Source organism: Mesorhizobium calcicola, assembly GCF_042682105.1.
GTDB classification, from domain to species: Bacteria; Pseudomonadota; Alphaproteobacteria; order Rhizobiales; family Rhizobiaceae; genus Mesorhizobium; species Mesorhizobium calcicola.
Window position 1 is genome coordinate 42,203 of sequence record NZ_JBHUGY010000074.1, and the last position, 21,939, is coordinate 64,141.

General features: G+C 63.6%; 10 protein-coding genes. 4 read left to right on the forward strand and 6 right to left on the reverse strand.

All coding sequences use genetic code 11. The annotated features are described in order from the left end of the window. Entirely contained in the window at nt 1-1,119 is a 1,119-nt protein-coding gene (locus tag ACFSQT_RS36340) for a DmpA family aminopeptidase (protein ID WP_379026844.1), read from the forward strand. Nucleotides 1,120-1,192: 73 nt separating this feature from the next. Here the strand turns inward: ACFSQT_RS36340 and ACFSQT_RS36345 are convergent, their stop codons facing one another. Continuing rightward, nucleotides 1,193-1,450 (reverse strand): hypothetical protein, encoded by a 258-nt coding sequence (locus tag ACFSQT_RS36345; RefSeq protein ID WP_379026845.1) that lies wholly within the window; start codon nt 1,448-1,450, stop codon nt 1,193-1,195. A 555-nt stretch (nt 1,451-2,005) separates the two neighbouring features. Here ACFSQT_RS36345 and ACFSQT_RS36350 point away from each other — a divergent pair. Beyond that, complete coding sequence (locus ACFSQT_RS36350; RefSeq protein WP_379026920.1) at nt 2,006-2,695, forward strand: YjbE family putative metal transport protein; 690 nt, start codon at nt 2,006-2,008, stop codon at nt 2,693-2,695. 126 nt (nt 2,696-2,821) lie between these two features. On the opposite strand, the gene ACFSQT_RS36355 is transcribed toward ACFSQT_RS36350, so the two are convergent. The 4 genes from ACFSQT_RS36355 to uxuA all read right to left on the reverse strand — a co-directional run bounded on the left by ACFSQT_RS36355 (nt 2,822) and on the right by uxuA (nt 8,015). Further along, the gene (locus tag ACFSQT_RS36355) at nt 2,822-3,847 is read right to left on the reverse strand and encodes an NADP-dependent oxidoreductase (RefSeq protein ID WP_379026846.1); all 1,026 of its coding nucleotides are present in this window, start codon (nt 3,845-3,847) and stop codon (nt 2,822-2,824) included. Nucleotides 3,848-3,875: 28 nt separating this feature from the next. Continuing rightward, complete coding sequence (locus ACFSQT_RS36360; protein ID WP_379026847.1) at nt 3,876-5,198, reverse strand: LLM class flavin-dependent oxidoreductase; 1,323 nt, start codon at nt 5,196-5,198, stop codon at nt 3,876-3,878. A gap of 346 nt (nt 5,199-5,544) precedes the next feature. Beyond that, nucleotides 5,545-6,564, reverse strand: coding sequence for an isopenicillin N synthase family dioxygenase (locus ACFSQT_RS36365; protein WP_379026848.1), 1,020 nt, complete (start codon nt 6,562-6,564; stop codon nt 5,545-5,547). Between the two features lie 266 nt (nt 6,565-6,830). Then, nucleotides 6,831-8,015: a mannonate dehydratase gene (gene uxuA, locus ACFSQT_RS36370; RefSeq protein WP_379026849.1), complete on the reverse strand. Its 1,185-nt coding sequence runs from the start codon at nt 8,013-8,015 to the stop codon at nt 6,831-6,833. A 314-nt stretch (nt 8,016-8,329) separates the two neighbouring features. Here uxuA and ACFSQT_RS36375 point away from each other — a divergent pair, with 314 nt between their 5' ends. Then, nucleotides 8,330-9,115 (forward strand): SDR family NAD(P)-dependent oxidoreductase, encoded by a 786-nt coding sequence (locus ACFSQT_RS36375; RefSeq protein WP_379026850.1) that lies wholly within the window; start codon nt 8,330-8,332, stop codon nt 9,113-9,115. A 653-nt stretch (nt 9,116-9,768) separates the two neighbouring features. Here the strand turns inward: ACFSQT_RS36375 and ACFSQT_RS36380 are convergent. Beyond that, nucleotides 9,769-11,031: a DUF763 domain-containing protein gene (locus ACFSQT_RS36380; protein WP_379026851.1), complete on the reverse strand. Its 1,263-nt coding sequence runs from the start codon at nt 11,029-11,031 to the stop codon at nt 9,769-9,771. Nucleotides 11,032-11,697: 666 nt separating this feature from the next. On the opposite strand from ACFSQT_RS36380, the gene ACFSQT_RS36385 reads away from it, so the two are divergent. Next, nucleotides 11,698-21,933: a hypothetical protein gene (locus ACFSQT_RS36385; protein WP_379026852.1), complete on the forward strand. Its 10,236-nt coding sequence runs from the start codon at nt 11,698-11,700 to the stop codon at nt 21,931-21,933. Nucleotides 21,934-21,939: the final 6 nt, after the last annotated feature.

The following is a 21,939-nucleotide window of genomic DNA, read 5'->3' on the forward strand; positions in this document are numbered from 1 at the left end:
ATGACCGGCAATCCGAACCATCTGGCAACGCCTTCCGGCAAGCCGCGCGCGCGAAGTTTCGGCATCGGCTTCGACGGAGCGCCCGGGCCTTTCAACGCGATCACCGATGTGCCGGGGGTCGCGGTCGGTTATGCGACGCTGATTTCCGGCGATGGCGCGCTCGTCGTCGGCAAGGGACCGGTGCGCACCGGCGTGACCGCGATCCTGCCCAGGCCGCGTGCTGACCTTGCCACGCCGGTCTTCGCCGGCATCTTCAGCCAGAACGGCAATGGCGAGCTGACAGGTTCGCACATCGTCGAGGAAACCGGCGCGTTCAACTTCCCGATCACCATCACCAACACGCATTCCTGCGGTGTTTCACGCGACGGCACGCTGCGCTGGATGCAGCGCGTGCTGCCGGCGGCACTCGACAGCGGCTGGGGGCTGCCGGTGGCGGCGGAGACCTATGATGGCTTCCTCAACGACATCAATGGCCACCATTTGACATCAGAGCATGTTGCCCAGGCACTCGATGCTGCTGCCAGCGGACCGATCGAGGAAGGCAGCGTCGGCGGCGGCACCGGCATGATCACTTTCGGCTTCAAGGCAGGATCCGGGACCGCGTCGCGCGTCGTCGAATGGCAAGGCCACAACTACACGGTCGGCGCCTTCGTGCAGTCGAATTTCGGCAAGCGGCACAATTTTACGGTTCGCGGCCAGCGCGCCGGGCCGGAACTTGTCGAGCCGGCGATCCGGCAGGGCACGCCGCGCGCTGAAAAGGGCTCGATCATTGCCATCATCGCCACCGACGCACCGTTCCTGCCGCACCAGATGAAACGGCTGGCCCGCCGGGTGCCGCTCGGCGTCGCCATGACCGGCGGCTTCGGCTATCACAGTTCAGGCGACATTTTTATCGCCTTCTCCACCGCCAATGCGAGCGCGGCGCTGGCACCATCCGGCCGCATCGCCAGTGCCGATTTTGTTCCGGACACCGACATCGATCCGTTTTTCGATGCGGTGGTCCAGGCGGTGGAGGAATCGATCCTCAACGCCCTGGTCGCCAACAACGACATGACTGGCCGAGACGGTAATTTCGTGCCGGCACTGCCGAAGACGTGGCTGAAAGAAAAATTTGGCTGAGGGCTGATACGAAGACGCGGGCCGAGTAGCCCGCGTTTCAGACAGCTATTTCAGACAGCATTGCCCTATGCGGCTATTCCGCGGCTTTGCTGGAGGCCTGCTGGTGCTCGTCGGCCTCGGCCGCTTCCTCGAGCCTGGAGGCGATCAATTCCTTGATATCGCCGACTTCTTCCTGGATATCCTCCAGCGGGATGCCGACCTCTGCCGCTTTGGCAGCGCATTCCTTGGCCAGTGTCTCGGCCTGCTTGTCGATTCTGGCCTCGTGCGATGACTGGCAGTGGACCTTTTCGCCGATCCATCCCCGCAAGAACTCGATCGCGTGTTCACTCATACTGCTGTTCCCTGGCGGCAAAGCCGGTTGGTAATCATAAACGTCGACACCCCGCGAAGGATGCATGTCCCCATTCGAGCCGAGTCGTCACCGGCCGGCAAGCCGATCTTGTCCAGGGTCCACAGAGCCAAAGGAAATCGAGGGTTCAAGAGCATCTTCTGTTTCTGAGGGTCGGTACCGTTGGCTGGGATCACACCCAGCTTTGCGCCACTGCTTCTATTTGCTTTTTTCCGGTTTCCGAGCCGATTTTCGTCACAATAGATGGCGCAATCCGTAACACATTCACAGTCGCTTCGGCGGCGCTGCCCTCAGGCGCGCGGGTCGAAGCCGCCGGTATATAGTGACATCCTCATGCAATGTCGACTCTGCGCGCAATGCTGCTTCTTTCCGCCGCGCGGAAGGGCTCGGCGAGACGGAAAGCGGCAAGATTTCACTTTGGTGGCCACGGCCTACCCCTATCTTCTTCTCGGACGCAACGTCCCCATATCCATGCTACGGTTCAGCCGTCTTGCCGAGCGCCGTCAGGGCAAGGACACGCGCAAGGGAAGCTACCGGATGCCTTTTGGGATCGACCAGGCGACGATCACGGCCTATCTGGAAGTCATCACCATCAATCTCGTTCTGTCAGGCGACAATGTCGTGGTGATCGGCATGGCGGCCGCCGGCCTGGCTAAGGCGCTGCGCCAGAAGGCGATCATCGCCGGCATCGCCGCAGCGGCAGTCATCCGCATCGTCTTTGCCGTGGTTGCCGTGCAGTTGCTGGCGATCCCGGGTATCATGCTGGCCGGCGGCCTGCTGCTGTTCTGGGTCTGCTGGAACATGTTCGGGGAATTGCGATCCGCCGGCGACGCCGGTGACGAGGACTGGGACGGCGCAGACGCCGATCCAAACGTGGCCCTGCTTGCGGCGACACGACCGGCCAAGGCGCTGCGCACGGCGATCCTGCAGATCGTCGTTGCCGACGTTTCGATGTCGCTGGACAACGTGCTCGCCGTGGCGGGTGCCGCCAGCGACGACATGGATGCGCTGGTCTTCGGCCTCATCCTGTCGGTAATCCTGATGGCGGTCGCCTCGACGCTTGTGGCGGCGCTGCTGGCCAGGCATCGCTGGATCGGCTGGCTCGGCCTTGCGGTCATCGTCTATGTCGCAGGCAGCATGGTGCTGGATGGCGTCGAGCAGTTGAAAGCGCTCGACTACGGGGCGCCTTTTTCAAGGGCCTCAAACCAGAATATCGTTGCCGGCTAAGGAACAGTGCCATCCTCTTAGAGCCGGATGATTTCAGGTCGAATCGACCTGAAATCTGAGAGATAGAGCATGATGTCGTTCGAAAACCGCTTCGCACTTTTCGGCATCATGTTCTAGGCGAAGCCGTCACGGAATGCCTGCGACGCGCACGATGAGCTTGCCGAAATTCTTGCCCTCGAGAAGGCCAAGGAAGGCCTGCGGCGCATTTCCTATGCCATCGACGATATCCTCCCGGTATCGGACCTGCCCGGACGCTATCCAGTCGGCCATGTCGCGGTGGAATGCCGGGCGCTGGTCGGCGAATTCGCGCTGGATGAACCCCCTGATCGTCAGGCTGCGGCGGAGCACCTGCTGCATCAGCGTTGGCAGCCTGTCGCTGCCGGAATCGGCAACGACATTGTACTGCGCGATCAGCCCGCAGACCGGCACACGCGCAAATTCGTTCAACAACGGAAATACCGCATCCCACACAGGACCGCCGACATTCTCGAAATAGATGTCGATGCCATCCGGGCAGGCTGCCTTCAACTGCGCGGCAAAATCATCGGCACGGTGATCGACGACCGCATCGAAGCCGAGCTCCTGCCACACGAAAGCGCATTTATCGGCACCACCGGCGATGCCAACGGCACGCGCGCCCTTGATGCGCGCGATCTGGCCAACGGCCGACCCGACCGCGCCGCTGGCCGCCGCCACGACGACCGTCTCGCCAGGCTTTGGCTGTCCGATCGTGAGCAGGCCGGCATAGGCGGTGAAACCCGGCATGCCGAGCACGCCGAGGGCCGTCGTCACCGGCGCCGCCGCGGGATCGAGCTTGCGTAGCCCGACGCCGTCGGACAGTGCAAAACTCTGCCATCCCGAGTGGGACAGCACGATATCCCCTTCCGCAAACTCCGGGTGACGGGATTTGACGACGCGCGCAACGGTGCCGCCTTCCATCACAGCGTCGATCTCGACCGGCTTGGCATAGGATTTGGCCGCGTTCATGCGTCCGCGCATATAGGGATCAAGCGACAGATAGAGGATCTGCAGCAGCAGTTCGCCCTCCGCCGGCTGGACGAGGTCCACTGTCTCTATCCGAAAATCGCCTGGCTTCGGCCGGCCTTGCGGTCGCGCGGCAAGCACGATGCGGGTGTTTGTCTGGGCTGACATTGGGGACGGCCTCTCTGCGAAGAACGTTCTATTCGAAAAACCGGTTGGGCGGCCGCTTCAGGCCGAGATTCTCGCGCAATGTCGTCCCCTCGTACTGCCGCCTGAATATCCCTCGCCGCTGCAGCTCGGGCACGACCTTCTCGACAAAGTCGTCGAGCCCGGCAGGCAAATAGGGAAACATGATGTTGAACCCGTCGGACCCTTCGGTGACCAGCCATTCCTCCATTTCGTCGGCGATTGTTTGAGGCGTGCCGACGAAAGCAAGGCCGGAATAGCCGCCCAGCCTCTCTGCGAGCTGCCTGACAGTCAGGTTCTCCTTGCGCGCCAGTTCGATAGCACGCTCGCGGCCGCTCTTCGAGGCGTTGGTCTCGGGGATTTCCGGCAAGGGCGCGTCCGGGTCGAAACCGGATGCGTCATGCCCGATCGCGATCGACAGCGAGGCAATGCCGCTCTCGTAATAGACGAGGCTGTCGAGCTTCCCTCGCCTGGACTGGGCGTCCTCGACACTGTCGCCGACGACGACAAAGGCGCCGGGCAGTATCTTGATGTCGTCACGCGAGCGGCCGAGCTTTTGCGCGCGGCCCTTGACGTCGGCAAAGAAACGCTGCCCCGCCGCGAGATCGGCATGCGCGGCGAAAATGACTTCCGCCGTTTCCGCCGCCAATTGCCGCCCCGCCTCCGACGCGCCGGCCTGGACGATGACCGGCCAGCCCTGGATTGGCCGGGCGATGTTGAGCGGACCGAGCACCGAGAGATGCTCCCCCTTGTGATCGAGCACACGCAGCCGGGCCGGGTCGAAATAGAGCCCGCTTTCGGCGTCGCGGATGAAGGCGTCGTCGGCGAAGCTGTCCCACAGTCCGGTGACGACGTCGTAGAATTCCCGCGCCCGCCGGTAGCGCTCGTCATGCTCGACATGCTCGTCGAGGCCGAAATTCAGCGCCGCATCGGGGTTGGATGTGGTGACGATGTTCCAGCCGGCGCGCCCGCCGCTGATATGGTCCAGCGAAGCGAAGCGGCGCGCGATGTGATAGGGCGCGTCGAACGTCGTCGATGCGGTGGCGACCAGCCCGATATGATCGGTGACGGCGGCCAGCGCCGACAGCAGCGTGAACGGCTCGAACGACGTGACCGTGTGGCTGCGCCGCAGCGCCTCGATCGGCATGTTGAGAACGGCCAGATGGTCGGCCATGAAGAAGGCGTCGAACTTCGCCGCCTCCAGGGTCTGGGCGAAGCGCTTCAGATGCGCGAAATTGAAATTCGCGTCGGCATAGGCGCCCGGATAGCGCCAGGCGCCGGTGTGCAGGCTGACGGGACGCATGAAGGCGCCAAGCCGCAATTGTTTCTGTGTCATGAACCTCGTTCCGACCGATCAATACGATCGAGCACTATCGCTCGAATCCCGATTGAAAGATCGGACGGTCCGCGCAGCTCGGAAAGATATCCTGTTCCTCCGCATCGGGCTTTTGCAGCATATCCGTTTTGCGCCATCCAGACCGCAGGATGAAAAATGGCCGGGCTCGAATGGGGCCCGGCCAAAAGAAGGTTCAAACCTTCAGAGGGGAACACCGTCCAGCGGAATGGGAGGAGACCGCCGAACGATTTTGCCTGTTTGAGCCTATTTCAGGGTTTTGGCGACGAATAGCATTCCAAAGAATGCTCCAAACGGCAAAAATTATGTTCAACACCTCCCATAAGCCTCACGGGCGGACCGCTCCGGGTTCAAGAAGATCGGCGTAGTGGCGGCGCGCCACGTCGGGATGCGAACGCAGACGACTTTTCAGGACATTGGTGCCGACATCGCGGAACAACGGGTTGTCCGGATCGCTTGCCGGTCCGCGTGCCTCGGCCGCCAGTTCGTCGGGCAAATTCAAAAGCGGTATGGTCGCATCCAGCCGCGCGCTGAAGAAGAAGGGAACGGAAATACGCTCGACGCCGGCAGGCGGCGTCACCACACGATGCACGGTCGCACGCAGATAGCCATTCGACGCCAGTTCGAGCAGTTCGCCGATGTTGACGACCAGCGTTCCGGGGATCGGGTCCACATTCACCCAACTGTCGTCATATTCGACCTGCAGTCCCTTGTTGTCGTCCTGCAGCAGCAGCGTCAGGAAGCCGCCATCCTTGTGTGCACCGACACCCTGGTCGCCCTCCCTCGCGTCACGGCCGGGATAGCGCACGATCTTCATGCGATGGTTGGGCGAGTCCCTGTAGATCGCGTCGAAGGCGTGCTCGGGCTGGTCGAGCGACAGCGCGAAGGCTTTCAATAGCCGGATCGCCACCGCCGTCGCCCTGGCCTGCCAGGCCAGCAGCGCCGGCTTGAGGTCCGGCAGTGCCGAGGGCCATTGGTTCGGCCCTTGCAGCCGTGTCCAAGGCGCAATTCCCGGCCCTTGCGGGATGGGCAGGCGTTCGACGCCGATGTCGAGTTGCTCGCGCCAGTCGGCAGCACCCTTGGTCAGCTCGCCACCGGCGCGTGTGTAGCCGCGAAACTGCGAGGACTTGACCATTTCGATCGCCAGTTTGTCGGCCTCCGGCAAGGCGAAGAACCGGCGCGAGGCATCGAGCACTTCATCGATCTCGGAGGCCGAAATGCCGTGGCCGCTGAGATAGAAGAAGCCGACGTCGCGTGCCGCCGTGCGCAGGTCCAGGAGAAAGGTGCGATGCTCGGACGCCCCTTGTTCGAGACGGCTCAGATCGAGTACCGGCACAATTCTGGGCATGGTCAGGTTCCTTCTTTTCCTCGCCCTTGCCGAGAGAAACGACCATCGGCAAGCACTCTGGGACCGGATTGTGGATCAAAGGTGCCACGCAAGGCCTGCCGATCAAAGCAACGGACACTCCATTCCGCGCCGAATGGAAGAAAGCCAGCGCTGCATAGTATGGCCGGGGACAAATAATATCCCAAGACGGGTGGTGGTGCGCAGGCGCCGATGCAGCGCCTTGATCTCGGCGCGCATTGCCACGCGACACCGTCTGCCCGATGGCGTCAAGCCAGCCCGAACGTCTCCACGGCGCGCATGATGCCGCGCAGCTCGGCGAGGCCCTTCAGCCGGCCGATCAGCGAGTAGCCGGGATTGATCCTGGTCTTGCCGATATCGTCGGCGAGCAGATGGCCGTGATCGGGGCGCATCGGAATGCGCCAGTCGGCGCGGCCTTCCCTGCCGCGGCGCGCCTCTTCCTGCATCAGGGCGAGGATGACATGCGCCATGTCGGTGCCGCCCTCGAGATGCTCGGCTTCATAGAACGAGCCGTCCTCCTCGATGGTGATGTTGCGCAAATGGGCGAAGTGGATGCGGTCGGCGAATTCCTTGACCATGGCGACGATGTCGTTGTCGGCGCGCGTCCCATAGGAGCCGGTGCAGAAGGTCAGGCCATTGGCCGGACTGTCGACGGCGTTGAGGATGAAACGCGCGTCCTCGGCGGTCGAAACGATGCGTGGCAGGCCATAGAGCGAGAAGGGCGGATCGTCGGGATGGATGCACATGCGCACCCCTTCCTGCTCGGCCACCGGAATGATCTCGCGCAGGAACCAGGCAAGGTTGTCGCGCAATTCCTTCGGCCCGATCGCTTCGTAGTCCGCCAGGGCCTCGCGAAAACTGTCGCGGTCGTAGCTGCGCTCGGTCGCCGGCAGGCCGGCGATCAGATTGCGCTCGATCCGGTCGATCTTTTCGTCGCTCAATTCCTTCAGTCTTGTTTCCGCCTCGGCGATGCGCGCGGCGCTGTAGTTGGCCTCGGCATTCCTGCGCTTCAGCACGAACAGGTCGTAGGCGGCGAAATCGATCGCATCGAAACGCAAGGCATAGCCCGTCGTCGGCAGCCGATAGGCCAGATCCGTGCGGGTCCAGTCGACCACGGGCATGAAATTGTAGCAGACCGTGGCGATGCCGGCCTTGGCAAGCGCGCGGATCGTGTCCTTGTACCAGCCGACGTAGCGGAGCCTTTCCGCGGAGCCGATCTTGATCGAGTTGTGGACGGGAATGCTCTCGACGACCGACCAGGTCAGCCCTGCCGCCTCGATGATCCGCTTGCGCTCCAGAATGCTCTCGAGCGGCCAGGCGCGGCCGTCATAGATATCGTGCAGGGCCGATACGATGCCCGTTGCGCCCGCCTGTTTCACATGATCGAGCGTCACCGGGTCGTCCGGTCCATACCAGCGCCAGCATTGTTCCATTACCGCTTTCCTTCCGCGAGGACGGCAACCTATTGTTGGACCGCATTGAGTGTCAAACTAAAGCGCGTCGCGTTTGAGCGGATTCAGGCGACGCGCTTTAGGTCCATGTTTTCATGCATGTCGTTGCCCCCAAAAACCGGGGCCACTTTTGGGCGACATGCACCTTGTCTATGCATGTCGTTGCCCCCAAAACCGGGGCCACTTTTGGGCGACATGCACCTTGTCTATGCATGTCGTTGCCCCCAAAACCGGGGCCACTTTTGGGCGACATGCATTAAGAGCCACCTTCGACAGCAAATAATGGAGTTTCCGCAATGGAGGATTTCGAAGGCAAGGTCGCCCTGGTGACCGGCACGACCGGGATTGGCCTCGCAACCGCCAGACGCCTTGCGGCCGGTGGTGCTGCCATCATCGCCTGCGGCATCGACCGCGCGGCCAACGCGGCGATGCAAGCGGACCTGGAAAGCTCTGGAGCAGGCGTGCTGGTCATCGGCGCCGACGTCTCCGTGCCCGACCAGGTTCGCGACGCGGTCGCGGCCGGTGTCGAGCGGTTCGGCGGTCTCGATATCATCGTCAATTCCGCGGCGGTCCATCCATACGGAACCGCTGTCAGCACCGATTTCGAGACCTGGAACAAGGCGATGTCGGTCAATGTCGGCTCGATCTACCTGACCGCGCATTTCGGCATTCCGGAAATGATCCGCCGGGGCGGCGGCGCCATCGTCAACGTGGCTTCGGTACAGGGTCACGCTTGCCAGCAGAATGTCGCCGCCTACGCGACGACAAAGGGGGCGATCCATACGCTGACCCGCTCGCTGGCGCTTGACTATGCGCGATCCGGCATCCGCGTCAATTCGGTCAGCCCGGGTTCGATCCGCACCCCGATCCTGGAGAAGGCGGCACGCGGCGAGAACGGCACCGATGCCGATGTCGAGGTCGCCTACAAACGCTTCGGCGAGGCGCACCCTATCGGGCGCATCGGCGAGCCGGAGGAGGTGGCGGAACTCATCGCTTTTCTCTGTTCGGCCAAAGCCGGATTCTGCACCGGCGCGGACTATAAAATCGATGGCGGCCTGACTGCCGGCATCGGCGTGAAATAGAGCCATGTAGATCGGTCATGGCCTTTACCGGGAGTCGCCGACATCTGACGACCTCCGGCGCGACTGCTTTTGGCGGGCGCGGCGTTGAAATCTTCATCACCCAGCTTGCAAGTTCTTGCCACCGTGAATCTCGACCAACACCGATTTTGGGTTTTTAAACAGATTTAGCTCGGCATCTAGGCGCCTCAACCAACTGCTCTATTTCCTCCATTGTCGCATTGATCAACGATGGAGGTTGGCATGGATCGGCGATTATTTCTGACCGGAATGCTGGGATTGGCGGGCGCTGCGGCCGTGGTCACCGTAGCTCGCCCCGTGAGGGCGGTGGCCGGCATCCCGAGCACTGGGAACGGCATTCTCGATGAGCTGGACAAGCCGGTAGACGACCTTGTGGAGCCGGGTCCTGATAGCCAGAATGACGTCGAACCCGTGCAGTACTATCGATGGAGGCGGCGGCGTGGATGGAGGCGGCGGCGTGGATGGCGAGTGGTTTGCCGTCGCTATTGGCGTCGAGGCCGCTGGCGCCGGAGATGTTTCCGCCGATCCTACTGGATCCGCTTCTATTGAAATCCCGTAAACCGCGAAGGCTCTGGCATCTTGTTGGAGCCTTCGCAAAGAATTTCAAAGCCGGGGATAGAGGCCTTCGGCTGAGTTCATTCCTTGTTGCCGGCTCGAACCGGCTGCGCTTGCGGCGGGGGTTCCCACCCGAAAACGCTGCGGCCGCCCAGCCTGTGCGACTGGTCGAACTCCCCTGCCACGATTTCCGTCAGGCTGGGACCGGTGACATAGCGCTCGACCTGGCGTGACTGGTCGTCCAACCGCCTCAATGCATCGATCTCCTCGGTGCGGCCGAGCCTGGCCTTGTGAATGGCCGATTTCAACACGCCGATTGTCTCGTCATAGACTTTCAGCGGCACCGGGAACGGGTGTCTGTCCTTGCCGCCATGCGCCAGCGAGAACCGGCCGGGGTCCGAGAACCGGCACGGCGCTCCATGCACGACCTCGGCCACCATAGCCAGCGCACGCACGGTGCGGGCACCGACGCCGGGCACCATGAGCAGCTCCGAGAAATCGGCGGGCCCGCGTTCGACGGCGGCAGCGATATTGCCGTGCAGGCGGCGCATGACGACGTCGCTTTCGCGGACGTCATGATGGGCCGGCATGACCAGATGCGGCAGCAGGGGCTGCGCGGGGGCAGGTGGAGGGCCGTGCTCAAGCAGGGCAAACTCTTTCACGATGCGATCGGGTCCCAGATCCCGCAGCAGGTCCAGCTGGCCGTGGCGCGAAGCATCGGCGCGCCGGTCGGTCAGGTTGACGATCTCGCCCTGATTGGCGCCTTCGATCGCGGCATGCGGCTGGTCGACAAAGCTCGTCAGTCCCTCGGACAGCCAGTGATAGCGACGCGCCACCTTGCTGTCGCCGTTCATGCCTTGTTGCACCACGACCCAGTCGCCATCGTCGGTGACGATGAAGCCATGCAGGTAGAGATCGAAGCCGTCCTGGACGGCGGCACTGTCGACCTTGGCGACCAGCCGACTGGTGTTGGCCAGGTTCGTTCCGTCGAAGCCGACGCGCTCGCCGATCAATGCCAGTTCGTGCGGGGTCTTGCGCGAATGCGTGCCACGCCCGCCGCACACATGAACACCGAGTTCGCCGGACAGTGGCGACAGGCCCCGTTTCAGGGCGCCTACAACGCTTGTCGTGATGCCGGAGGAATGCCAGTCCATGCCCATGACCGCGCCGAAAGACTGGAACCAGAACGGGTGTGCCAGGCGGCGCAGCAATTCGGTCCGACCATAGTGGTGGATGATCGCCTCGCACATCACCGCGCCAAGGCGGGTCATGCGGTCGCCGAGCCATTTGGGCACTCGACCGCCATGCAGTGGGAGATCAGCACTTCCCGATCGTTGCGCCAAATTGTGCCGTCCGCGTTGCTCGTTGCGTAGAGATAGGCGTTGCGGACCTGTCAGGGAAGCGTGCTGTCACCCTTGGGCCTGGCGAACGTCAAGCAGCAGTGCGCGACGTCTGGCCGCAATCGCAGGCAGCATAACGCTCTTCGCGCCGCCTTCCGACGTCCAGAAAGTATCATTCGTGGCACGGTGAGGAGCACCAGGCCGAGAGCATTGATGGCCTCGATTTCCAAACTCGCCACACATGCTGACCGAGGAAGCCGTCATCCAACGCAGTCCCGATCCAACGACGGGCAGTCCCGCCACCCTCGCCATCGCCCAGAGCCGACGCCGGCTTAGCTATGGGCGGCTACGCACCCGCGATCGCTATCGGTATGAGACGATTTTACAGCTTATCCTAAGACGTTGATTCTGTTGGCGCGCATATTACTTCGACCATTGACGCTAAAACAGACTCCCGGCGAACCCATCAGTTAGCCAAGTCACAATTTCGGTAAAATTTATTTCATTTTGAAATCCACCCAAATATAGTCTTTTACAAACCTTTTTCTTCGCTCTACAGTTGTTCTTTCTGCTCCGGTAAAACGCGCGTCGCGCCAAGTCCTTTAGCCTTAACTAATAAAGGCGACAGGACACGGCCGAAAGCACCGTAGGGCGCATGGGAGGGTGGGGATGATCGCTTTCAAACGCGACGCGAGCGGCCTGTATCTTGCTGACCCATTAGCCGGCGCACGTGTCGCGTTTCTGTTCCAGGACGAGTCACGCATCGACCCGACATTCGATCTGACCGCCCAGAGCTGGATCGATCCCGGCCAGCTTGGTTACATCGCCTTCTTCGTCCCTTCGGCGACACGCGACTGGAACGCTTTCGAGATAGGCATCCGCAAAGCCTTCGCCGACAATGCCGGAACCCAGATCGGCTGGTTTCCCGAGCCGCTCAGCATCGCGCCGATCCTGGTCTCGGTTACCGGGCAAGGCACCCCGTCGCCGACGGTGGGGGACTCCTTCTCGCTTGCCTTCCGGCAGAGCGTGACGTTCCAGGTTCAGCCCGACCTGTTCGGGCTGTCGACGACGGTGCTGTTCGACGACGCCTCCAACAGCCTGCAGATCGCCAACAGCCAGCCACCGGCCACGCTGCTTTTGACGGCGACACCGCCGGCCGGCGCCACGGTGACATTCCAGTCGGCCGCGCCGTTCGCGAGCCTGGCGCTCAGCGGACCGCTCGCTGGCACGGCAAGCGCCGCGTTTGAGCTGGCGGCGGCCGACCTCGTCCAGTTCGAAGCCGGCATGATGTATTTCAACCCGCCAACCGGCGGCGGGCTGGTCGGTGCCTTGAGCTATCCGGTTTTCCGCGGCGTCGGTGGCTCGGCCACGCCGTTCGGCTTCAACGTCACGCTGGACGTGCTTGGCCCGCTCGACGCGACGCGCAGCTTCTTCCAGTTCACCGACGCGCTGCTCGGCTCGACTTTCGTCACCTCCAACGGCAAGCCCTTCGCCCTCAGCACCGTCAACACCGGCGATATCGGCACGGCGAGCCGCCTCGTCTTCGCCGGCCGCCCGCAACAATCGCCGAGCGAACAGCGCTATTACTATCTGACGCCGGCGGGCCAGTTCGGCCTGGCACTCGATAGCGGCGCCAACCAGGCCGCTGCCACGACATCCGAAACGGTGCAGATGCTGTGCGGCGTCACCGGCACCGAGTTCGTCACCGTCACGGTCGGCTCGACGCCGGACAAGCTCGAATTCGTGCCGGCGCAGCCGGCCTATCGCATTGCGCCGGCGCAGGATTCGCCGACCAGCCCGGCTTTTCTCGACAGCACCGCGACGACTTCGTGGGCACAGCTCATCGTCCAGGACGGCAGCTATATCTCGCAGCCCGAGCGCGCTCCGCTCTACAATCAGCGCACCAACACAGCCACACTGCTGGCCGGCGCGGCACCCGCCTCCGGCCTCACCGTCTATGTCCTCGACTATCTCAAAGTTCCCTCATGGAGCGCGAAAGGCGCAAGCACGCCAGCCATACCGCTCGTGCCTTATGCGGGTCTCGATTTCTCGACCGATCCGAACCTCAAGGCCGCCGACTATCTCGACATGGAATCGCGGGCGCTCAATCCGAGGCGCGCCGCCGGCTTCATTCCGGCGCCCAACCAGCGCATCGCGGCAAACGCCGCCCCGGCCGGACCCACGCAGTTGGCGATGACGCCGCAAGGCATGCTGGCCGAACTTGCCGGCACGCCATTGGCCTGGACCGGGCTGCAGATGGCGACGAGTGCGGCCGGCACGCTCGAATTCGAGGCCATGGGTCCGTCGATCTGCAAGGCCGTGCAGCAGAACCAGATCTTCACCGTGGTCAGCGAAAACCCTGCCAGCGCCGACCCGCTCGGTTCCGGTCAGTCGCTGTTCGACTTTTCAGGCGATAAACTCGAGATCGGCGACTGGACGTTCGACCTGTCGCCGGGCGGGCTCGCTGCGCCCGACGGCACGCCGCCGATCTTCATGATGAAATTCTATCCCGGCGAGACGATCGAGCAGCTGGTCGCCGACACCAGGCTCTGGTCGCAGCCAGACACCTTCAACAAGACATTCACCGCCGCCGCCACCAAGAGCTATCTCGAGACGCTGATCTCCGAGGCCAAGGCCGCGGTGTTCCACAATGGCGGAACGCAGCCCGACACCACCTCGCTATACTGGAATTTCTACCAGACCGTCACCGATCCGACATTCAACGGCATCCTCGCCGTCAACTGCAACATGCAGCTCGACGAATTGCCGACGGCGGTGCGCGCCGTTCTCGGCGGCATGAAGGATCCGGGCATAGCCGGCTTTCGCGTCCACCATGTCGGCATCGCGATCAACAACACCGATCCGTCGCAGGCCGTGCCGACGCTGGCGCAGAGCGCGACCTTCGCGCTGGTCGACTATGAAAAGGCGGCGAGCAAGTCGGCAACGGCCCCCGACAGCAATATTGAGATCGACATCGACTATGGCTTCGAGGTCGAATATCTGCGCGCCTTGTTCACCAATTCCGAGCTGCGCAGCTTCGCTTGCGAGATCAATCTCACCATCAACGATCTGTTCAAGACCGGCGTCAATCTCGATGCCGGCCAGAGCCCGTCCGCCAATGCCGGCGACGGCGCCAATGTCATCGCCATCATGGGGTCCTACCAGGCGCACGGCACCAGCGGCGACGACAAGAGTTCCGGACAGGGCGTCTATTCCTTCGTCGCCCAGGGCGATTTCGTCTTCAACTTCACCGACGACAGCGGCAAGTCGAACAACAAATATCTCAAGCAGATCACGCTGACGAAACTGCAATTCTCGTTCGACGACGAGACCGCGGCGACGCCGCCGAAAGCCGACACCACCCACATCGGTGCCCATTTCGCCATCTGGGGCGACATCGAGTTCAACGAATTCCAGGTGCTGGACCTGTTTGCATTCGAGAAGCTGGTCTTCTCCAACCTCGGCATCGAGGTCGGCTTCGACCTGACGATCCCGGCCAAGGGACAGCCGTCGACGAGCACGCCGTCGCTCACCTTCGCGCCGGGCGACCTGCGGCTCGACCTCGGCGCCACCGAAAAGCGCAGCGGCGCCGACAGCCTGCTCGACCTGATCCCGTTCAAGCTCAAATCGTTCCTCTATTCGGGCACGGCCGACCAGACGATCGAGAGCCTGAACTACTATTCGCTTGGCTCGCTGCCGGGCCTCGCGGAAAACGGCGTCACGCTGCAGGACAATTTCAACTACGCGCTGATCTTCGATCTCGATCTCGGTTCGATGGGCGGGCTGGTCGGCTCGCTCTCGGCCTTCAAGTTCAGCGTCCTCATCGGCTGGCTGAGCCCGGAGGACGGCGGCGGCCTCGCCTTCGGCATCCAGCTTCCGCAAGTCGACGGCAAGCTGGAAATCAAGATCGAGGGCGTGCTGACCATTTCGATCGAACAGTTCAACCTCGAATACGCCACCGATGCCGAGCCCAAGATGCTGGTGCTCGGCATGCACAACTGCTTCATCGAGATCCTGGGCCAGCGCCTGCCGCCGGATGGAACGATCAGCATTGGCCTGTTCGCGCCAACCGAGGGCGCCGACCAGATCGGCTGGATCGGCGCTTACAACCTGGGCAAGGATGGCGGCGGCGGTGGCGGCGACGATGCGCAGAACCTGCTGGCGGCGCCCGTGCCCGCCAAGGTCGGCGCCGTCAGCGATGTCTTCGAGCTGGTCTATCTCGGTGTCGGCCAGCGGGTCGGTCCCGACCCGACCAAGCCGCCCGCCAATTTCGATGCTTTCCTGAAGTTCATGCAGGGCGACTTCTGGGATGCCCTCAAGAACAAGAAATTTGCCGATATCTACCATCCCGACGGCAAGTGGATCATCGTCACCGACTTCACGCTGCTGAAGGTGCTCGAGGTCGGCTTCGTCTTCTACGACGTGACGCCGTTCTACGCGCTGCTGCTCAAGCTGACCGGCGGTGCCGGCAAGGGCGCGGAATTCGAGATCGTCTACACCAAGATCTCCGATACGATCGGCAAATTCGCCGCCGTCTTCAGCCTGCCCGACAGCCTGCGCACTTTCCAGGTTGGCGCAGCTTCGCTGACGCTGCCGACACTGAGCGTCGACGTCTACACCAATGGCGACTGGAAGGTCGACCTCGGCTTCCCCGACGGCGACAACTGGAGTGTCTGCTTCCAGGTGCAGGCGCAGGCAGGACCGATCCCGGTGACCGGATCGGGTGGCTTCTACATCGCCAGCCTGAGTTCGGCCACCGATCCGGACGTGTTCAAGGGCACCTACCAGAGCATCCTGGCCTTCGGCTTTGCCGCGCGGCTGGGTGTCGGCAAGGACTTCACCGCCGGACCGCTGAAGGCAGGGGTGAGCGTCACTTTCTTCGGCATCATCCAGGGTGCGGCCGGCTATCTCACCAGCGGTGGCGGGGATCTCACCAAAAAGCCGGACGCGCTGTCGCTGCAGGGCCAGTTCGGCATCATCGGCGAGCTCTATGGCTCGCTCGACTTCGTCATCATCAAGGCCAGCGTCAATGTCCGGCTCGAGGCGAGCATCGGCATCATCCTGGCGCTGGAACCACCCAGCGTGCCGGGCGGCGGCAGCGGCTCGATCCTGCTCTACATCGAGGCGAGCGTCAGTGTCAGCGTGACGGTGGAGATCAACCTCTTTCTGTTCTCCATCTCCATCAGCTTCAGCTTCAATGCCTCGTTCCGCTTCGAATGGCAGCTCGCCGGTTCGTCGCAGCGGGCCCAGATCGAAACTTTTGCGCGGCTGAAGCAGCGGCTTCTTGCGGGTGCTGCGCCGGTTGTCGGGCTTTGCCCCAACCTGCCGAAAAGCCTGCCGATCCTGTTCCTGCCGGAGATGACGGCGGTGTTTCCCGACGCGACCAGCAACGGCGCGCCGTGGGTGGTGACGTCGCTTGGCATACAGTACGACGACAACCCGTCGCAGAACCCGACCTACGCCGACTTCAAGCCGTTCGAGGCGGTGACGACGCAGCTCGCGACCTTCGCGCTGATGCACGCGCTGAACCTGCCGGCCTACAACTCCGTGGTTCTGCTCGAATTCGATTCCAGCAGCGGCACACCCGGGTTGAAGGACATGGACAGCGAGCCTGAAGCGCTGACCGGCTGGATCGACTACCCGACTTTGCTTAGCCAGCTATCCAATTTCTCCGCCACGCTTGCGGCACCGACCGGCAATGCGAAGGCGTGCGTGTTCCCGATGCCGCCGTTCCTCAACATGGCGACCAGCGGGCGCACCGACGGCAATGGCAAAGCACAGGATCTGTCCTATCAGTTCCTGGCGCAGAACCTGGTCTCGCAGAGCTACCTGCAGACGGTCGACACCTATTTCAACCAGCTGTTCGTCAACCAGACCTCGAACCCGACCTCGGTCAACGACACCGGCGGCACGACGCCGCTGTCGCAGGAGATATTCCTCGATTACTTCAAGGGCTTGATCCGCGGCGCGGTGCACGAATTGCTGGTGACGATGCAGGATGCGGGGCTGACCTCGTCGCCGCTCGACAAGCTGTTCATGGCGGCGGTGGCCGCGCCGACGCCGGGCGCGCAGACGCGCTTCCAGGGCCTTGCCGGGCAGATGTCGAGCGCGCTGCGTGGCGGCGTGCGCCTGCCCTACACCGCCGGTCTCACCGTGCCGGGCGGCACGGCGCTGACGACCACGAACCCGCTGTTTGCGCTTCTGTGGCAGGAATTCCCCGCCGGCGGCATCGCCAACAACGACAGCTACAGCATCACGCTGACAAACCCCGACAAGACGCAGGACTGGCTTGCCGTCAACGCCTCGTTCTCGCTCACCCAAAAAGCGCTCGGCTCCTATCTCGGCCTCACCGCAGCGTCGATAACGGCGCCAAGCAGCCCGACACCAATCGCACTCAGCTCGACCGGCCCGCAATCCTTCGCGCTGGAGAACGCCATCGCCTGGACGCCGCCAAACGCGACGGCGCTCAGCCTGCGGCCGTTCGCGCCCAGCCTGGCGAGATTGCAGGCAAATGAAGGAACGGCCGCCATCCCGGTGCTGGTGAAATCCCGCCAGGCGCAAGGCGCCTATCTGCCGGACGGCACGCCGCTGCCCGCCGGCGATATCACCTTTGCCACCAGCATCACGCTGACGGTCAAGCAGATTCCGGGCGCCACCCAAGGCAGCATGCTGCCCGACGTCTACGCGCTGTCGGGCGCCAGCCAGGCGGACGAAGCGCTGCTCGGCAGGATCCTCGACGATCTCAAGGGCAATGACCGGCCCGTCGACGCGATCCAGATCCTGTTCCAGACGGCGGCGGGCGCGCCCGGCCTTGTCTCCGCCGTGGTCGATCCCAGTGCAGTGTTTGCGCTGCGCACCAACACCACGACGGTGTCGCAGCCTCCGCAAGGGCTGATGGGCTTCGCGCTCGGCCTGCCCGCGGGCGTCTCCGTCGGCGCCAGCACCGACATCACCGACGATGGCGGTTACGGCTTCCTGCAGATCATCCAGCAGGCGACGGTCACCAACGCGCAGGGTTACTATCTGCGCTTTGTCGACAAGACCGGCAACGCGCTGCCAACGGCGCTGTTCGCCAAGGGCGTCGCGCAGGTGACCATGCTGGTGACCTACAAGCCCGGCAGCGGAACCAACCAGAGCGGCTCGCCGCTCGCGATCCAGCCCTACTACAACGCGGTCGTGCTTGCCGGCACCCAGAGCGGCCTCGTCTATTATGCCGAGACCGCCGACCCGGCGCTGGAAGCGCGCTACGTCAAGGTCGCCGCCGGCACCTTCGGTGTCGAGCTGACGCGCTCCGAGAGCGTCATGCAGTTGCAGACGCCAGCCCTGCTCAAAGCCGGGCAGCTCGGCGCGGCGAAATCCCATTCGCGTGGCCGCGTCATCGAGGCGCTGCGCGCATCCGGCATCGTCGACGATGCCGAACTGCACGAAGCACTGGTCGCGGCGGGCGACGCAAAAGCGTCGCTCAACTCGCTCTACAGTCTCGTCACGTACCAGATACAGGCGACGACAGGCTTCACGCTCAGCAATCTGTCGGCGCCGATCCAGCCGCAAAAACCCGACCAGTCCGGCACCACCGGCACGTACCGGGTGTTCGCGCCGCTGTACAACGTCGCCACCGCCAATGCCGGCTCCGCCACGCCCGACCGCTACGCTTCGATCAACGACAAGTTCACGCTGGACTTCTTCGTCAACGACGCCTTCGGCAACCAGTTGCCGACGCCGGCCAGCTACAGCGACATCAACCTCTATTTCGATCCGATCGTGCCGGTCGACCAATGGCCGGGGATCCTGCCGACCTATGGTTTCAACGGCTCGACGCCGAACACGATCGAGATCGTCCTGACGCCGAGCCAGGCGGCCTTCAGCGGCATGTCGGCGGACCAGAAGGCGGCGGCGCTGGCCAATTTCCGCACCATCGAGGACCAGATCAACGGCCCGGGCGTCTCGTTCTATGTCGAGACCAGCCTTGCCCTGCAGGCGGACGGCAGCAGCCTTGTCAATTTCCCGCTCAGTGCAGCAGACACCGGCAAGGTCACCGGCATGGTTGCCGACCTCGTCAACTGGCTGGCGGGGCTCAGCACCAACTTCCCCGGTGCGGTGACCATCTCGATGCCGGTCAGCGGCCCCGGTGCCTTGCCGCCGCTGTTCGAGATCGTGGTGCTGTTCGGCATCACCCGCGATGCCAATTTGATCTCGCGCTATCTGAAGGACCAGTTCGGCACGATCCTGGTGCCGTCGGCACAGAACGTCGCGACCGGATTTGTCGCGGCGACCGGCGGCGCCAACAACATCTCGCAATTCGCCGCCGATTTCGTCGGTGCGTTCCCCACCCAGAAGCTCGCCATCGGCATGAACGGGGCCGACGCATCGCCGCAGCAGAAACTGTCGAGCACGACCCAGTCTAGCACGGCCCAGTCTAGCACAGCACTGGCGCGCAAGCGGCTCAAGGCATTGAAGCTCGCCCATGACGGCTCCGGTGGGGCACGCGCCGGCTCGCAAGCGCTGTGGGCGGCCGCGGCATCGCTGCTCGATATCTCGATCGGTGCTGCCGGGGCCGGACCGCGTTTCCTGTCGCCCAAGCCGCTCGACAATGTGCTGAACAGCGCCAGCGTTTCACTGCCGCAGCTGTCGTCCAACCTGCCGGCGCTGCCGGTGCAACAGCTGTTCATCGATACCGACCTCGACCAGCTCAACCGCATCTTCTTCCAGGCGGTCGACGAGGTGCTGTCGCCGGCCTCGGCGGCCAAGGCCTTCGAGGTCGCCCCCAAAGACTATACCGCGATCGCGGTCGGCCGCGAGGCGCTGGCGCAGAAATACGCGCAATACGAAGTGGACTGGCTGTTCGGCCCGCAGTCGCCGTTCACCGGCACGACTGCCGCACTTGCCATCGCGAAGGATGTGTTCGAGCAGCAAATGCGCGCGGCGCTGATGACGGCCTATTTCGTCGACACCATCGTGCAGTACGACGTGACCTGGAACCAGTCGGTCCCGGCTGCCGCCGATGGCTATATCGAGCTGTTCGGCCAGATCGAAGCCGTGCTCGCCGGAAACTACACGTGGAGCGGTCTCAGCCTGTCGGCGACGACCAACAATCCGCACGGCCTGACCGACGGCAGCCGGGTGCTGATGATCTTTACGGCCACTTCAGGCCAACTGCCGGTCAACGGCGTCTACGGCGTCACCGTCACTGGCGACACGACCTTCACGATCGCCACCGCCGCCAGCGGCTCGGGCGCCGGCAGCTTCTCCGCCACCCGCCAGAATGCCGGGCTCTCGACCGCCCATGTCGGCATCAGCAGCACGGGAGCCAGCCCCCTCACCTTCCTCTATGGCGATCCCGACGCGGCCGCGGCCGCGGTGGTGCCGTTCGATCTGCGTTTGGCCATCACCAACCTGCAGTTCTTCCTGGCGCCGGCTGGCTCACCCGGCGAAGCGCGTCCGTCGATCTGGCTGCAGCTCGTCGATCCCTATCCAAAGGGCGTGCCGCATGTCGGACCGGTCGGCGCGCTGACGAATATCCCGGTTGTGTACCGCCAGTACCCGACGCCGCCGACACTGGTCAGCCAGACCTGGTCGGGCTACACGCCGCCATCGGGTTCCGGCAATCCGATCGCCGACGGCGCCGACTGGAGCTACCTCTATACCTATCAGGCCTTCCTCGTCGCGCAGGACCAGATCAACACCGCCGTCACCTACAACACCGACCTCAGCGCGGCGCCGGACAACACGCCGAACTCCGCCAACCCTGCCCCCAGCGCGGGGCCGCCCTACGACCTGTTCACGGCGCTGGCGCGCACCTCGGCCGTCTACAGCGCGATCAGCCCGGTGCTGCGCAACCCGGCCGATCCCGCCTGGGCCGACGCAGTGGCCGCCTTCGCCACCGCCATTGGCGAGGTGACGACGAACAAGGACTGGAACCCGAACCAGAACCTGGCCTTTGCCCAGGGTCTGGTCAACGTCACCGACAGCTATGTCGTCACCGACACGCTGCAGCCGGACGGGACGACGCGGCAGATCGAGTTGCAATGGCCGGCCGCGCAAGGCGAATCGAGCTTCGCCAATGTCGCGCTGACCGTCACCGCGCTCGACCCGTCGACGCTGACGCCCTACCCGAACCAGCATCCGGTCCAGCCGTCGCCGCCAGACGGCTTGCTGTTCGAGGTCGACAATGCCGCGCCCGGAAATTTCGGCGTGGCGCATACGATCGAGGTCGATGCACTCAACGTGCTGGCAGCCGAGAATGCGCTTGCTTCGGTGCAGATCGAGCGCAACCTGATCACGCTTGAAGCCTCCGACAACACCGCCTGGCAGGTGGTGCCGGAATTCGTGTACATGACGCCGCAGGTCAGGCCGAGCCAGCCGGTCACGCCATTCATCGACAATGCGACGCCGATCGATGTGGCGACGCTGCCCGGCCAGGGTTCAGGTGCTGCCTGCCCGGCATCGCCGTCAAGCCTGTGCCAGCGCATCTACACCATCATGGCCGACCTTTTGGCCGACCCGGTGCACGAACAATCGCTGCTTGCGGCGCATGCGGCGGCCAACGTGACCAGCGGAACCACAAGGCGGGTCAAGGTCGGCTGCTCCTATCAGTTCCCGTTCCCCGCCGTTGCCGGCGGCGCCTTCGACGGCGCCTCGATCAGCCCGCTTGTCCCGATCGTGCTGGCGCGGTCCTTCGAGATCGATGGGCAACAGCCGGCGGAGCTCGGCGATTTCGCCGCGCTTTTCGCGGCGGCGATCGCCGGCTGGGCCTCCGACAAAATCGTCTTCGGCGCCAATGCGACGCCGGCAGGCGCGAGGCTGGTCTTCGACATCACGCTTTACGCAGCACTGAGCGGCGTCAACACGCCGGTGCTGCGGTTCAGCAACCTGCAACTGAACCTGACGGATATCGATGCGAGTTGACCGCCT